The following is a 16,032-nucleotide window of genomic DNA, read 5'->3' as shown; positions in this document are numbered from 1 at the left end:
CTAATAAACTCCACCACTTAGTAGATGATTTTTATTGACAACATCTAGTAACTCCACCATTAATAGATGATTTATAAAGTTTTCTAAAAAATGATTTTTAGAAATATAAATTGACTAGTGATATGAAAAATTTAAAATTCTGTTGTTGTATGTGCATGTAGCTTCTACAGCATTCCCTGATTGATTTTCTTGAATTTATTCGTCAGAATTTAATAGCCAGGCTATTGACCCAGGAATCCTTATGTCCAAAATTCTCCTAAACAACCTAAAAAACCCTATACAATGAACTTAAAAGATTATCTATTTAAAGCTAAATGCCTGTCGGCAGGTATTTTATTAAGCAGTGCAGCACTTGCAGGCACCAAGACCGGACCTGTAAAATTTATTAAAGAAGGTGTCTGGCGTGGTGTATTTACAGTGAGTGAATCGCAGGTCCCATTCAACTTTGAATTTAAAGGAAAAGACCCTCAGCATGCAGTATTTACACTTTTAAATGGCACCCGCCGTGATGATTTCCATGTAGAGCTAATTGGTAAAGACTCCATATTTGTTAAAATGAATACCTACGATGCCGCTTTGGTAGCCAAGATTGAAGATGATGGTAGACTGACAGGTGAGTATCGTAGCCTTGTACCCAATTTTAGAGGAAATGCACTCCCTTTTACTGCAGAATATGGGAAAGGATATCGCTTTGTTGAACCAGGTAAAGATGTAGCTCCAAAGGCCAATTTAACAGGTAAATGGGAACTTAAACTATATAGTAAAGAAGCGGTTCCTGCTTCTATTGCAGTATTAAAACAGACCGGAAACAAACTTACAGGCGTGGTGATGACTGTTGTTGGTGATAGTCGCGAAATTGAAGGTACAGTACAAGGTGATGAATTTGCGTTATCTGGTTTTACAGGCCCTAGCCCTTTTATCATTAAAGGTAAAATAAATGAGGACGGAAGTCTTTCTGGAGAGCAGGGGTTTGGAATTTATAAGAACATCAAATTTGATGCAACTAAAAATAATGTTGCAGACTTACCCGATCCTTATAAACTAACCTTCTTAAAGGAAGGTTATAAAAAGCTTGACTTTACTTTTCCAGATTTGAAAGGCAACTCTGTTTCGCTAAGCGATGACAAGTATAAAGGTAAGGTGGTAATTGTAGAGATTATTGGTACCTGGTGTCCTAACTGTACTGACCAAACTGTGTTTTTGTCGCCATGGTTTAATAAGAACAAAAAACGTGGTGTAGAAGCCATAGCAATAGGTTTTGAGCAAAAAGATAGCTTGGAGTATGCTAAATATACACTAGGAAAATTAAGAGATAAATATGATATCAAGTACGACATACTTTTTGGTGGTTTGGCTGATAAAAAGCTTGTGGCTCAGAAACTCCCTGCACTTAACAAATTTATTGCTTTTCCTACAACCATAATTATCGATAGAAAAGGTGAGGTAAGAGAAATTTACACCGGCTATACCGGCACTGTAACAGGTAAATACTATGATGATTATGAAAAGAAATTTAATAAGGTATTGGATGAATTACTGGCTGAACCAGAACCAACAGCAGCGCTGAAAACTACGGAGACAAGTAATATCATAAAAGGTAAATAGTAGTAGCATAATCATAAAACTTAAACCATGAATAAGAGCAATTTTTTAAAAGAATTAATACTACTATCGTTGGCCCTGCTTTTCGGTACTACAGTATGGGCCCTGGATAAGAATCCGGCAGGAAAAGTAATTAGAGAAGGAGTTTGGCGCGGTGTATTTAATGTGAGTGAAACTCAGGTGCCATTCAACTTTGAATTTAAAGGTAAGGATTTGGAACACGGGACATTTACTTTACTTAATGGAACCAGACGTGATGACTTCCATGTAACTCGCTTAGGTAAAGATTCGGTTTTTATTAAAATGAATACCTATGATGCGGCACTTGTTGCCAAGATAGAAGATGATGGAACATTAAGTGGTGAGTATCGCAGTCTGGTTCCAGGTTTTAGAGGTAATTCGCTCCCATTTACAGCGGAACACGGTAAGAATTATCGCTTTGTTGAACCGGGTAAGGATGTTGCTCCAGTAGCAAACATTAGTGGCAAATGGGAATTGAAGTTTTATTCGAAAGAACAAGTGCCTAATAAAGTGGCCCTATTAAAGCAAAATGGAAATAAGCTTACTGGTGTAATTTTGCAGGTAACAGGCGATAGTCGTGAGTTGGAAGGTACTGTACAGGGTGATGAGTTTGTGCTATCTGGTTTTACAGGTCCAAGTCCTAAAATTTATAAAGGAAAAATTAATGCAGATGGCACAATTAGCGGTGTAATATCGGCAGGTATTTACGACAATACTAAATTTGATGGCGTAAAGGATGATAAGGCTGAATTGCCTGATCCGTATAAGCTTACTTTTTTAAAGGAAGGCTATAAAAAGCTTGACTTTACCTTTCCTGATCTTACTGGTAAATCGGTTTCTTTAAGTGACGATAAGTACAAAGGTAAAGTCGTTATTGTTGAAATTGTTGGCACCTGGTGCCCTAACTGCACAGATCAAACCATATTTCTTTCACCATGGTTTAATAAGAACCAAAAGCGCGGTGTAGAAGCTATTGCTATTGGTTTTGAGCAAAAGGATAGTTTGCAATATGCGCAGTATACACTAGGCAAATTAAGGGACAAGTATAATGTTAAGTATGACATCTTGTTCGGTGGTCTTGCTGATAAAAAGGTGGTATCTCAGAAACTACCGGCACTTAACAAATTCATTGCCTTTCCAACTACTATAATTATTGACAGAAAAGGAGAGGTGCGTGAAATTTATACAGGTTATACAGGCACGGTAACCGGTAAATACTATAAAGAATACGAAAAGAAGTTTAACGATTTGTTAGATGTATTGATTGCTGAAGAAGCACCTTCAAATGCATCAATAAAATCTGCAGAGACTTTAAAAAGTAAATGACATAAATCCCTCTCCCCCTTGGTGCAAACTTAGGTTTGTGCCAAGGGAATTTAAAATCATTAAAAAATTAAATAAAGAATATGAAAATAATACTAGCCCTTTCTGCAATTACAGCAACCTCATTGCTAATACTTACAGGTCCTGAAAAACCTAATAACGCTAATAATTCGGCTTTGTCTGCTAAAAAAATAGCATCTGTAAAAACACATGTTGTTAAAGCATTGGTGTTTAAAGTAGACAATGAAGGCAGCAAATTGACATGGCTGGCAAAAAAAGCCACAGGCGAACATAATGGATCCGTTAAAGTTAGCAATGGCAGTTTTACCGTAGATAATAATACCTTAAAAACAGGGAGCTTTGATATTGATACCCGTACTATAACTGTTACCGATCTTACTGATGAAAGTGCAAATACTAAATTGGTTGGACACCTTAAAAGTGATGATTTTTTTAGTGCAGAGAAATTTCCGAAAGCAAACTTTGTAATTGGCTCAGCCACTAAAACTACAGGCAATCAATACAATGTTAAAGGTAAACTAACAATTAAAGGGATAACCAATGAGGTTAGCTTTCCGGCAGTGATTGCTGTGAATGGTAAAAAGCTGACAGCCAATGCCAAGATAACGATAGACCGTACCAAGTACGACATTAAGTTCCGCTCTAAGAATTTCTTTGAGAACCTGGGCGATAAAGTAATCTATGATGATTTTGATATTGATGTAGCCTTGGTAGCTAATGCTCAGTAATAGCCCGGTTTAAAAACAATCATGAAAAGAAGAAATACCATACTTATACTGATAGCCTTTGTTTTCCTGTTGATAACCCAGTTAAGTTTCATGTCCGGTAGCGACGAGATACAAACCAGGGAGCAACTTGGCAGTAAGCTGTTTTTTGATAATATATTGTCAAAAGACCGGACAATTAATTGTTCATCATGCCACAGACCGGAATTTGCTTTTGCTGATACAGCAGTGTTTAGTAAGGGTATTGGAGGAAAACTAACATCCCGGAATTCTCCGGGATTAACCAATTTATCCGGTCGAACCCACTTTTTTTGGGATGGCCGGGCCTCATCACTTGAGGAGCAGGCTTTGGGGCCAATAACATCGCCTGATGAAATGGGCTTAACCATTGATGAGGCAATAGAACGACTTAATAATGATAAATTCTATGCAGACGCTTTTAAAAAAGTATTTAAAACAGCGCCAAATAAAGATAATTTGTTGAAAGCACTGGCTGCTTTTGAACGGACGCTGGAAACAAATAACAGTCCTTATGACCGCTATATAAATGGAGATGACAACGCTATGTCGGACGCTGCCATTCGTGGCCGTCTTCTGTTTATAGGTAAAGGGAACTGTAATAATTGCCATTCGGGTGAAGATTTTACAGCTGATAGATTTAAAAATATCGGGTTGTATAATGGGAAAACTCTGAATGATGCCGGCAGGTTCAGCATAACAAAGGACAGTACTGTTTTGGGAGAGTTTAAAATACCGGGATTGCGTAACGTGGCTTTAACAGCCCCATATATGCATAATGGGAAATTTAAAACGCTACGCAGTGTAGTGGAATACTATAACGATCCGTCTGTGGTGGTTAAAGATGGTATAAACAGAGACTTATCATTAGATAAACCTTTGAGCCTATCTAATCGGGACATGGATGATATTGTAGCGTTTTTAGGGGCGCTCACTGACGACAGATTCTTGTTGAACAAGTAAAGTACTGATCCGGATTATTAAATCTTAAAACTTTGATGACAAGAAGGGATGCATGCTTAAAAGCATGTAGGGGATGCCTTTTGTCTAAACTTAACTAAATCGTAATGAAAAAAATTATACCGGTACTGTTGTTCTTTAGCCTTTTTTATGGGCAAAATTTATATGCGCAAAGGCGCATAATTAAAGGTGTTGTCACCTCTTCGGATGATAATTTGCCTATACCGGGAGTTTCTATAAGGGTAAAAGGCCTTGATGATGGCCCGGCTACAAAGGAGGATGGAACCTACCAGATTACCATTAAGAATGGCCGGGTATTAATCTTCTCCTATATCGGATACGAAACACAGGAGGCCGAAATAGATGGTAAAGAGGTAATCAATATTAGTCTTAAACCCTCATCAAGTTCATTAAGCGAAGTGAACATTGTAGGGTCTAATAACGCAAACAGAACTAAGCTTACATCAGCAAACCCTGTTGATATTATTGACATAAAAGCACTTCAGGAGTCGGCACCACAGGTCACAGTTACGCAATTGCTGCAATATGTATCTCCGTCATTTCACTCTTCCGTTTCTGGCGGTGGCGATGCTGCTTCGGCAACATCCACAGCTCAGCTTAGAGGGTTGGGGGTAGATCAGTTACTGGTACTGATTAATGGTAAAAGACGACATAAAAGTTCGAATATCAGTTGGGGCGGATTAGGGAATGGCGCTACTGGTTACGATCTGAATTCCATCCCGACAGGATCTATTGAAAGAATTGAGATACTGCGTGATGGCGCTGCGGCCCAATATGGATCTGATGCAATTGCCGGGGTTATCAATATTGTGTTAAAGAAAAGTACCGATCAATTGTCGCTCAGTTCAACCGCAAGTTCTCGTAGACGAGGAGATGGATTAACAACCAGAACCAGTAGTAATTATGGCGTGAAACTGGGTAGTAAAGGTGGCTTTTTGAATGTAACTGGCGAGTTTGCTACTCAGGCTGTATCGTTACCTGTTGGTAATGATGAGGCAGGGTTATATATAGGACCGGCATATGGCGGAGGAGCTAACACCCGTGGTTTTGATCAGATCTATACAAAAGAAATTGATGATGCTATTATAACAGGTAGGGGTATTGATAGACACTATTTTGATCAGCGAGGGAGTACAAATAAGGCTATTGATGGGCTGCTTTTCTTTAATGCTTCCGTTCCTTTAAAGGAGGATGTGGAGCTGTATTCGTTTGGGGGGATTAGTCACCGTAATTCGCAATTTACAGCAGTATATCGGTTGCCAGGATGGACTGAGCGTAACAATACTTTTATCTATCCTGATGGTTTTTTACCTGCAATGGATAACATTATTTCGGACAAATCATTCGCTTTAGGGGTAAAAGCTAAAGTAAAAGACTGGAAAGTTGACATATCAAATGTATATGGCATCAATGATTTTTCGAATGTGATCAGTAACTCTTTGAATGCAAGTTTAGGGCAACGTACCCCACGTAAGTTTGATGCAGGTAGTTATAATGCAAGTCAGAATACAACCAGCTTAGATTTTAGTCGCTATTTTGAGAAGGTACTAAAGGGGCTTAACATTGCCTTTGGCGGACAGTATCGAGTAGAGAGTTATCAGATCATTGCAGGTGAGGAGGCATCTTATTCAAAAGGTGATTTAAGGACAATTTATGGGATAGATACCACGTCTGGAGGAATTCCTTATACCACTTCGTTAGGCTTAACTCCACTGAACGGGTTATCACCGGGTTCGCAGATTCATGCTGGTTTTCGACCATCAAACGAGGTGAATGTTAATCGATCTATTTCTGCAGGATATTTAGATCTTGAGTTAAATGTTACTTCGAAATGGTTGCTTTCGGGCGCTGTACGTGTTGAGAATTATTCTGATTTCGGAAGTGTATTTACTTATAAAGGTGCCACCCGTTATAGTGTTACTGATTGGCTTGGGGTAAGAGGGTCAATAAATACTGGTTTCCGTGCACCTGATCTGGCGCAGTTTTATTATACAGAAACCTCAACAACTTTTCAAAATGGTGTAGCTATTGATCAGGTTACCGCTAATAATGTAAATCCCGCCACAAAAGCATTAGGAATCCCGGAATTAAAACCGGAAAGATCTAAAGGGTATACTGCAGGCCTAACCTCATCGCCTATACCAAATGTGGAGTTTACGGTTGATGCTTATCAGATTGATATTAAAGATAGGGTAGGTAATACAGGCCGCTTTTCGGCAACAGATACTAATTTGCCTGCCGATGTGAGAGCTTTGTTTATACAGACAGGTACAGTTCAGGCTAAGTTTTTTTACAATTCATTTAGTACAAGTACAAAGGGAGTTGAGTTAACTGGTAGTTACAAGTTCTTGTTCAATAATGGAGCAAATGCGACCTTTCTTGCCAGTGCAAATTTTCTTGAAACTAAGCTGACCAAAGTAAATACACCCAAAGGATTAGAGGCTTACCGTTACATTATTTTTGATGAATCAGAAAAAGCAAGGGTAACAAACAACATTCCATCAAAGAAAATAACCTTGCAGGGTACATACAATCTAAATAAACTGAACTTTCTTGTGCGAGCAGTATATTTTGGATCTGTTACTTCAGTATCACAGCTCAATGCCAATTTTCCTAAACCGGATTATTACTATCAGGTATTTAGTCCAATCTGGATAGCTGATGTTTCGGTCGGATACAGGATTACCCCGACTATACAAGCAACTGTTGGTGCCAATAATTTATTTAATGTTTTGGGTGACTATAGTATTCCTGCACCGGGAAGTAACATAACGCGTAATCCGGGACCCGGTGGTACTCAGGCCGGAACGAATACAGGTATACAGCCATTTGTAAGATTATCGGCTAAGTTTTAACTAAATAAACAGACAGATCATGAAATTTTTAAAGATAAAGTTTGCAGTAATATTGGGTGTGATTGCTATTGTTACATCATGCAAAAAAGCGGAGTACCTGGATTCAGATAATGCCGACAGGCTGCCACTAAGCGCTAAAGTTAAATTGGTAAATGCATTGTCTATTACAGCACCAATTAATTTTCTTGACTTTACAAGGCAGGTAAATACGGCCTTAGTTGTTCATAATGCTTCTACAGGTTATTTAGATACTCAATACGGTAAAGTTCAATACAACACTACAGAAGGAAGTAATACAAGTTATAAATCATCATACGTGTTTGGAGGAAGTGCCATCTTTGCTCAGGAAACAGATAAAGCTTCTTTTGCAGGCCCTAATGGTCCTATAGCAAGCTTTTATCATACTTTATTTGCTGTAGCTAAACGTAAACCAAGTAAATTGAATCCTGGAAATCGAGATAGCTTGGTGTTAGTTTATGATGATTTGACAGCACCTGTTGCGGGAAAGGCCAAGGTTCGGTTTGCAAACTTTTCTCCTGATGCACCTAATGTAGATTTAACTTTAGCAGGTAGTGTTGCGGTTTTTTCTAATGTTGCTTATGGCAACTTTGGTGATCAGACAATCATTACCTATGATGCAAATGGAAAGGCTCCTGCCACAATACCGGGTTTGAGTTGGAAAACACTCGGGCCTTTTAAGGAAGTTGATATTGTAGCAGCTAAGAATCTTGAGGTTAGAAACAATACCACTCAGACGGTAATTCCGATAATTGGTAATGGACTATCTAATGTGACTTTTGAGGCCGGGAAGATATATACTGTTTTTATAAATGGAAGTGTTGGTGGAGCTGGAGTAAGCGCTACAATAATTACACATAGCAAATAATATTTTTTTTGCTCTTAAGACTGTTACGGCTTTTCAACCTGTCTTGTTCGCCCTTTGTTCGGCCCTGGTCGAACGAGGTCCGAACAAGGTGCGTTTTAAGGTGGTGCGTGGAACGACTATATTATCGGCTGCAACTAAAACCTCATTTCGATTCAATACCATGGTGATAATAATTTAAGTAAGTAGCAAATCCAATTTAATTTTTCAAATCAATTGGACTATTCCTAGACCAAGAATTAAATATAAGAAAATATAAGTGCGCGGCTAAAATGGCCGTGTACTTTATGGTACTATTTAGCGCAATTTGTCTTAATGAGTCGTTTTGAACGTTTTATATGACCTAAGAATGGCAATGGGTAAAAGTGCTTTTTTGGGAGACCTTTATTGAAATCTAAAATTAAAGTAAAATAAAAGCCTAGCAGGGCTTTAATCTATATTTTGAAAGAGTATATGCTTAAATTTATAGGTAATAAATACTTCAAATATGGATGCCCTGATTGTAGCTACAGATTTTTCAGAAGTAGCTGAAAATGCTGTAGAATATGCCGCTGCTGTTGCTAAACATAATAACGCAAAGCTTGTACTGTATAATTCTTTTGTAATCCCAACCCATGCTGCTAATACCCTTTTGCCGGCAGCCAGCATACAAAAACTGATAACAGATAATGAGATTCGGTTGATTGAAAGAGCATTATCGCTGTCTATCGATTATGATATAGAAACTGAGCATGAATCGAACCTCTCTTTTGTTCAGGATGCCTTGAAAATCTTAATTGATAAGCATCAGGCTACTCTTGTTGTATTGGGTATGAATACTAAAACCCTGGAACAAGATCTTTGGGGTAATACAACAACTTCTGCAATTAAGAGGCTTAACTTACCTGTGTTGGCAGTGCCTTTGGGAGCCCGATTTGAAGGCACAAAAAATGTGCTTTTTGCTTGTGATGTTTTGAGTGGTATATCTGAAAAGGTACTAGCTAATATTAAAGAGTTGGCAATAGCCTTGAGTGCAGAAGTAGAGGTTTTTAATGTAAGTGAGAAAGTAGAGGAATTAAAAACTTTAAATGCAGCCTTGCCTCAGGTAGGTGTTATTGATGATGGTTTAGAAGGAATATCTTACTATTATAAAAACGTAAATTCCAATGCGGTAATCAAAGAGATTGAAAAGGAAATTATTGAATTCCGAGCAGATCTATTGATTATGGTTCCCAAAAGATATGGATTCTGGGCTTCGATTATTCATCGAAGTAAAACACGTATAATGGCCTCGGGATTAAAAATACCATTGTTGTCGCTTCCTATATCTTAAGTTGAATCAGCAATTTTTTATGCTTATCATTGCCGCCTCAAATGAGGTATATAATTCTTTTTTTAATTGTTGTAAGCCATAGTGTATGCTTCGGGCAGCTCACAAAGGTTAAACGTGTTGTTGATGGTGATACTTTTGTAACCGAGTCTGGTGAACGGGTAAGGTTAATAGGCATAAATGCTCCTGAGATGAAGGAGTTTTATGGTATTGAAGCAAAGGAGCATTTGAAAGATTTGATTGAGGGTAAAGACGTTGAACTTACCAGTGATCATAAATCAAAAGACAAAGATAGGTATTCGAGATTGTTAAGGTACGTTGTACTTAATGACGGGGATATAAACGAACAAATGATACGTGATGGCTATGCTTATGCTTTACTTAAATTCCGTTTTGATAAACCAGGAGCCTACAGCGAAGCTGAAACAGAAGCAAAAGAACAGCAGCTGGGAATGTGGAAATATACAGAAGCTGAAAGAGCCGAGCCTCAAAATATTCCAATAAATACTCCAATAACTAATATTACTCAAATAGATTTATATGAAAGCCGCTACGTGATCGGAGGACTCATTATAATGTTCATTATTCTGGGTATCAATTACAAGCTGAAGGGGTAGGTTAACCCTCCAAAAGAACCTTTTAGAAAAGGGATATTCACTTATTCTTTCTGTTCGCTAAATTTCATATTTTTAGTAACATTTTTTGCGTGAAACGATCAAACTCCCATAGCTAACCTACAACTATAAAAGAACAATTAAATTATTATGAAAAAAACCATTACTTTATTATCGCTGGCCCTGTTTTTGGCCAGTGGCGCTTTTGCACAAAAGAAAAAAAAGGCATTAGCAGCCGATTCCTTAAAGAAGGCGCAGGCAACTCCTCCCAAACCAAGTATTAACGATAAGATTAAATCAAGTAAAAAAATTGATGGTCTTTTTTCAATGTATAGAGATACTGTAACAGGTAGTCTTCAAATGTACATTAAAAAAGATCAATTGGGCAAGGATTATATTTATCAAAGTTTTTCGATGGGTGGACCAACTACCTTGTTCTTGAACCAGAATATGATTAGAACTACCTGGTTATTCTATGTTCAGAAATCTGATGATAAAATTGAACTTCTTCAAAAGAATACGAACTTCTATTATGACAAGTCAAATCCGGTAAGTAAATCTGCAAATGTTGATGTTTCTGATGCGGTTTTTTATAGTGATAAAGTTGCAGCACAAGATTCACTAGGCTACTTAATTTCGGTTGATGGTCTTTTTCTTGGCGACAAACTAGATCCGGTTAAGCCGGTTTTCCCTCCAACATTGCCTCCAGGTGCTGTGTTTAATCTAGGAAACTTAAACACCTCTAAGTCGAAGTATAAAAAGATTCGTTCATTTCCAGGAAATACGGATGTAGTTGTAGAACTGGCTTACGATAATCCTGTTCCCATGAATGGTGGCGGAAAAGACATTACTGATGCCCGCTATGTGAGGGTAAAAATGCAGCACTCCTTCCTTGAAGTACCTAAAAATGATTTCCGCCCACGTCGTGATGATCCAAGGGTAGGTTATTTTGGTGCAGAGGTAGATAATCTGACTTCTGTATCTTCAACGCCGTACAAAGATTTTATCAGTCGCTGGAGCCTTAAAAAGAAAGATCCTTCAGCTGCTTTAAGTGAGCCTGTTGAGCCTATTGTATTTTGGATCGAGAATACTACGCCACTGGAGTATCGCCCAATTATAAAAGAGGCTGGGGAGAAATGGAATGAGGCATTCGAGAAAGCAGGTTTCAAAAATGCGGTTGTCATGAAAGAAATGTCTGATACAGCTAGTTGGGATCCTGCTGATATTGCATATAATGTAATCCGTTGGGTATCCTCGGCTTATCCTTCTTATGGAGCAATTGGCCCAAGCTTTTATAACCCATTAACCGGCCAGATTCTTGGCGCAGATATTACTGTAGAGTGGCGTTCGGGAGCAGGTACAGTTGTTACCGATGATTTGTTTAATGGCGGTAATGCTGCATTAAAACTACCTTGGGAAAACCCAATTGAAGCAGTTTCTTCAAAACCAGATCATGTACATGGTTTTGATAAAAACCACATGGCTTCTTGTGCATTGGCTCAGGAATTAAGCATGCAGTATCAGGCAGGTATAACAGCTATTGAAGCGCTGGATGCCGATGTGCCGGAAGCAAAAAGAGCAGAGACTGTTCGTGAAATGCATAAACAGTTTTTGTATTATCTTATCATGCACGAAATGGGACATACGCTTGGGCTTAATCATAATATGAAAGCCAGCCAAATGTTAACCCCTGCTCAGATGAATGATGTTACAATTACCCGTAAAATTGGATTGCAAGGGTCTGTAATGGATTATCCTGCAATAAATGTAAGCAGCGATCGTAGTAAACAAGGTGATTATTATACAACAAAAGCCGGTCCGTATGATTTATGGGCAATTGAATATGGTTACACTCCATTTAGTGAATCAGAAGAGGAAGCTGGATTAAACAAGATTTTAAGCCGTAGTACTGATCCACAACTTGCCTTTGGTAACGATGCGGATGATATGCGTAGTCCAGGTGGTGGAATTGATCCACGTGTAAACGTTAATGATCAAACAAATGATATGGTAACTTATGGCGAAGACAGATTTAAGTTGGTAAACACAATGATGCCAAAGTTGAAAGCTCGTTTTAGTAAAACTGGTCAAAGCTATCAGGAGTTGCGCCAACGTTATTTACAACTTAACGGTCAGCGTGCAAGTATGGCTGCGGCAGTAAGTCGTTTTGTTGGTGGTGTTTATGTAGACAGGAGCTTTGTTGGACAAAAAACAACCACTGCGCCATTCACACCGGTTCCTGTAGCTTATCAGAAAAAGGCGATGGCGCTATTAGGTAAATATGTATTTGCGCCTAATGCTTTTGATGCTGATAAATCACTGTTCCCTTATCTGCAAGTTCAAAGACGTGGATTTGGATTTTTTGGTACCAACGAGGACTTTAAACCTCAGAATACCTTTATGGGCATACAATTGAGTACTCTTGCTCAAATTCTACATCCAAATACATTAAGTAGAATAAATAATAGTGGTCTTTATGGTAACACATATTCTGTAGCGAGTGTAATGAGCGATTTGGCTAATGATATTTTTGCAGCAGATCTTAAAACAAATGTTAACCTGTTCCGTCAAAATCTTCAAACAGAATTTGTAAAGGCAACTTCAAGTATTGTTTCTGCACCAGGTGGATATGATAATGCTAGTAAAGCTGCGGCACTTTCTACTTTGAAAAAAGTGAAAACTCAGCTTGGTGGTGCAGTCTCAGCAGATGAGCAAACAAAGGCTCACCGTACAAATCTGAATTTTTTAATTGATAAAGCTTTAGCTGTTAAATAGAATTGTAAATTAAAGAGAAGGGGCGGTTCAAAATGAGTATTCATTGTGAACCGCCCCTTCTTTATTAACCCTGTGCTAACTTTTGAAGATTAGTCAATCTGCTCATTGATCTTCAATACTGCATTGTCTAATTCTCCAGCAGACACCTCCAGAAAGCCAACTAAGTTGGCAAATGTTTCTTTATTTCCTACTGCATCTTTTAACAATGGAATTAATCCTAACAGATTAGACAATGGTCGTCTCACTTCATGTGAGTTATGCCATGCAATTTCCTTCAATTTTTCATTTTGAGCAATTAGCTGCTCTTCATATTTTACCCTTACATCAATGTCTTGCATTGCACCAAGCATCCTAATAGGATTACGGGTTTCATCAAAGATCAAATAACCTCGATCTGAAATATGCTTGTAATTACCATCCTGACAAAGATATCTATACTCGGCTTTCCAGTTCGACTCTTCCTCTTTTATAATTCTCTCAAACTCATAAATAATACGTGCTTGATCATCAGGGTGTACCCTTTTCATACTCCAGAAAGAGTTGTGGATTATCTGGGTGTCATCATGTCCAAAAACCTCTTTATAACCACTCATCCAGGTTAATTTATCATTTACAATGTCGTAATCCCAAATTACATCATTAGTAGCCTTGGTAACGGTATCATATAGATTTACCTGGTCGTTAAGTTGTTTTTTATGCGCTATAAGTTCCTTCTTGTGTTTCCTTTCAACGCTTAGTAAATCCCTGTAATGGCGATTTAATCCAATTACGGCAACCATAGCTGTGCCAATCAAGAATACAATGTTTTTAAGGTAGTACAAGTTCCTTAGATCGGTAGCCGGGTATTGGCGGTCAAGCCAGCCAATAAATTGTGTTCCGGTAAGTAACCATATTCCACCTAAAACTAAGTAGATAGAAATGATTTTGATTAGTGTTCTGTTTTTCAAAATATTTAGAGCTGATTTATTGTAAATTTACACTTTTAGCCTTATGGATCAATACGCATTAATAACAGGAGCAAGTAAAGGGATTGGAAGGTCTATAGCTATTTCTATGGCTAAAAGAAAATATAACCTCTTGCTTGTTGCACGGTCGGCCCCTGAACTTTCAGCTCTTAAATCGGAACTTTCTACTCAATATGGTATTAGTGTGGAAGTCTATGCTATGGATCTTTCTGTACAGGGAGCGGCTAAGCGAGTGGCAGAGTGGTGTAAGGACAATGCTTTTCCTGTGTCGGTACTTGTTAATAATGCTGGTTTTGGTGTTTGGGGCAAATTTGACAGTCTTTCAATAGATGAACAGCTTAACATGTTGCAACTTAATGTCACAGCACTTACAGAGCTTACTTATCATTTACTTCCTCTTTTAAAACGAAACCAGCAAGGCTATGTACTCAATGTTTCCAGCACAGCCGCTTATCAGGCAGTGCCTACATTGGCAATGTATGCAGCAACTAAATCATATGTTTTGTCTTTTAGTAGGGCAATAAGGTATGAACTTAAAGATACATCAGTATCAGTAACCTGTATCAGTCCTGGACCTGTTGGTACAGGCTTTGCCGAGAGGGCAGGGCTTTCGGTTATCAATGATATTGCAGAGAAATTTAATATGGATGCCAACGTCGTAGCAGAAATTGGAGTTAAAGCAATGTTCAATAAAAAGGCCGAAGTGATACCGGGCTTTACCAATATTATATCCGCATATGCTAATAGGATTTTGCCCAAATCGCTTATAGAAAAGATTACCGCTGGGATCTATAAGATTAAATAAATTAGCATAAGAAAATATTTTTTAAAATAAATGCTTGGTATTCAACATATTTTGTATGTTTGTAAAATAAACTACTAAACATATAGACTATGTCTATTAAGACAGATAACAACTATTCACTAAATCGCTCCATGGCAATGCTTCAGATGATGAAGCCCATGCAGTGTTGTTGCTGTTAATTTCTTAGGATCTTCCAGATCCAACCTCTGATTTCAAATAATACCTTCTTTTAATTTTTTATAAAATAGACCTATGGCAACTTCATATCCAAAGTTTTCATTAGCTGAAACTTTAACCGCTGAGCAAAAAAACTTTTTTAACGCAAATGGCTTTATCCATTTCAAAAATTTCATTACACCCGAAACTGTAAAATCAATTATAGATGCATCTCTTGAGGTGCAAAAAAAATGGTTAGAAAAAGATGTAAACAAGATTAATGGCGTCCCAATTAAGTACGGTCGTGATCTTGATGGTTCTTCTATTGTGCAGCGTTTTGCATTTATTAATCAACATCATTCAACCTTTAGTGGTCTTCTGCTTGACCCAAGATTAAACGGATTACTTGAACTTGCGGGTGCTGGAGCCAGACTTGGTGAAAGTGAAAAAGATGGGATGGTTTTTAATCATTATGTAAATGGACCTGATAGTAAATTCACCAAAATGGGATGGCATACAGATGGGTTGAGAGATGTTTTTTATGGACAAAAGTTAAACCCGATGCTTAATGTAGGGATACACCTAAATAACCTGGAGCCCGAGAATGGTGGACTAAGGATAATTCCCGGAACGCACAAGCAAGGACTTTATCAAATGCTTTTTAGAAAGAAGTACTTTCTTGATCATGATGAAGATGCAGAGGAAATCGCAGTTGTGCCTGAGGTAGGTGATCTTACTATTCATGATGGAAGGTTATGGCATCGTGTGGCACAATCGTCTGTAATAGGTGAACAGAGCCGTAGAAGGGTGATTTACATTCCTATTATTGCAGGCAAGTATGCTCCTAAAAATGAAAATAGTCCAACAGTGTTCTACCAGCGTTTCGCAGGTATTGTAAAATAAAAAGATATGTTATTTTTAATCATCATAAATTACCTGGTAAGGTCTGGCCGACTAGATAAGCCCATTTTGTTTGTGA

At 38.0% G+C, this 16,032-nt stretch carries 12 protein-coding genes; 11 read left to right on the top strand and 1 reads right to left on the bottom strand.

Going from position 1 to position 16,032, the window contains the following annotated elements; translation table 11 throughout:
• Nucleotides 1-282: 282 nt before the first annotated feature.
• From J1905_RS08845 to J1905_RS08805, 9 genes are all read left to right on the top strand, one after another.
• Nucleotides 283-1,605 (top strand): peroxiredoxin family protein, encoded by a 1,323-nt coding sequence (locus J1905_RS08845; protein ID WP_214226941.1) that lies wholly within the window; start codon nt 283-285, stop codon nt 1,603-1,605.
• 27 nt (nt 1,606-1,632) lie between these two features.
• Complete coding sequence (locus J1905_RS08840; RefSeq protein ID WP_214226940.1) at nt 1,633-2,949, top strand: peroxiredoxin family protein; 1,317 nt, start codon at nt 1,633-1,635, stop codon at nt 2,947-2,949.
• Nucleotides 2,950-3,029: 80 nt separating this feature from the next.
• Nucleotides 3,030-3,695, top strand: coding sequence for a YceI family protein (locus J1905_RS08835; RefSeq protein WP_214226939.1), 666 nt, complete (start codon nt 3,030-3,032; stop codon nt 3,693-3,695).
• A 21-nt stretch (nt 3,696-3,716) separates the two neighbouring features.
• A complete protein-coding gene (locus J1905_RS08830; protein WP_214226938.1) occupies nt 3,717-4,673 on the top strand; it encodes a cytochrome-c peroxidase in 957 nt (318 codons plus the stop codon).
• Between the two features lie 104 nt (nt 4,674-4,777).
• Complete coding sequence (locus J1905_RS08825) at nt 4,778-7,546, top strand: TonB-dependent receptor (protein ID WP_214226937.1); 2,769 nt, start codon at nt 4,778-4,780, stop codon at nt 7,544-7,546.
• A gap of 19 nt (nt 7,547-7,565) precedes the next feature.
• Complete coding sequence (locus J1905_RS08820; RefSeq protein ID WP_214226936.1) at nt 7,566-8,432, top strand: DUF4397 domain-containing protein; 867 nt, start codon at nt 7,566-7,568, stop codon at nt 8,430-8,432.
• A 484-nt stretch (nt 8,433-8,916) separates the two neighbouring features.
• Nucleotides 8,917-9,741, top strand: coding sequence for a universal stress protein (locus tag J1905_RS08815; RefSeq protein WP_214226935.1), 825 nt, complete (start codon nt 8,917-8,919; stop codon nt 9,739-9,741).
• Between the two features lie 41 nt (nt 9,742-9,782).
• Nucleotides 9,783-10,355, top strand: coding sequence for a thermonuclease family protein (locus J1905_RS08810; protein ID WP_214226934.1), 573 nt, complete (start codon nt 9,783-9,785; stop codon nt 10,353-10,355).
• A 147-nt stretch (nt 10,356-10,502) separates the two neighbouring features.
• The gene (locus J1905_RS08805) at nt 10,503-13,127 is read left to right on the top strand and encodes a zinc-dependent metalloprotease (RefSeq protein ID WP_214226933.1); all 2,625 of its coding nucleotides are present in this window, start codon (nt 10,503-10,505) and stop codon (nt 13,125-13,127) included.
• Nucleotides 13,128-13,216: 89 nt separating this feature from the next.
• On the opposite strand, the gene J1905_RS08800 is transcribed toward J1905_RS08805, so the two are convergent.
• Nucleotides 13,217-14,074, bottom strand: a complete 858-nt coding sequence (locus J1905_RS08800) for a PAS domain-containing protein (protein WP_214226932.1) — start codon at nt 14,072-14,074, stop codon at nt 13,217-13,219.
• Between the two features lie 43 nt (nt 14,075-14,117).
• On the opposite strand from J1905_RS08800, the gene J1905_RS08795 reads away from it, so the two are divergent.
• Together J1905_RS08795 and J1905_RS08790 are read left to right on the top strand one after the other, a co-directional pair.
• Nucleotides 14,118-14,897 (top strand): SDR family NAD(P)-dependent oxidoreductase, encoded by a 780-nt coding sequence (locus J1905_RS08795; RefSeq protein WP_214226931.1) that lies wholly within the window; start codon nt 14,118-14,120, stop codon nt 14,895-14,897.
• A gap of 252 nt (nt 14,898-15,149) precedes the next feature.
• Nucleotides 15,150-15,956 (top strand): phytanoyl-CoA dioxygenase family protein, encoded by an 807-nt coding sequence (locus J1905_RS08790; RefSeq protein ID WP_214226930.1) that lies wholly within the window; start codon nt 15,150-15,152, stop codon nt 15,954-15,956.
• The last annotated feature ends 76 nt before the right edge of the window (nt 15,957-16,032 follow it).

Source organism: Pedobacter sp. B4-66 (assembly GCF_018492665.1).
Taxonomy (GTDB): Bacteria; Bacteroidota; Bacteroidia; order Sphingobacteriales; family Sphingobacteriaceae; genus Pedobacter.
The sequence above is the reverse complement of the archived record's forward strand: the minus strand, read 5'-3'. Positions and strand labels throughout refer to the sequence as shown.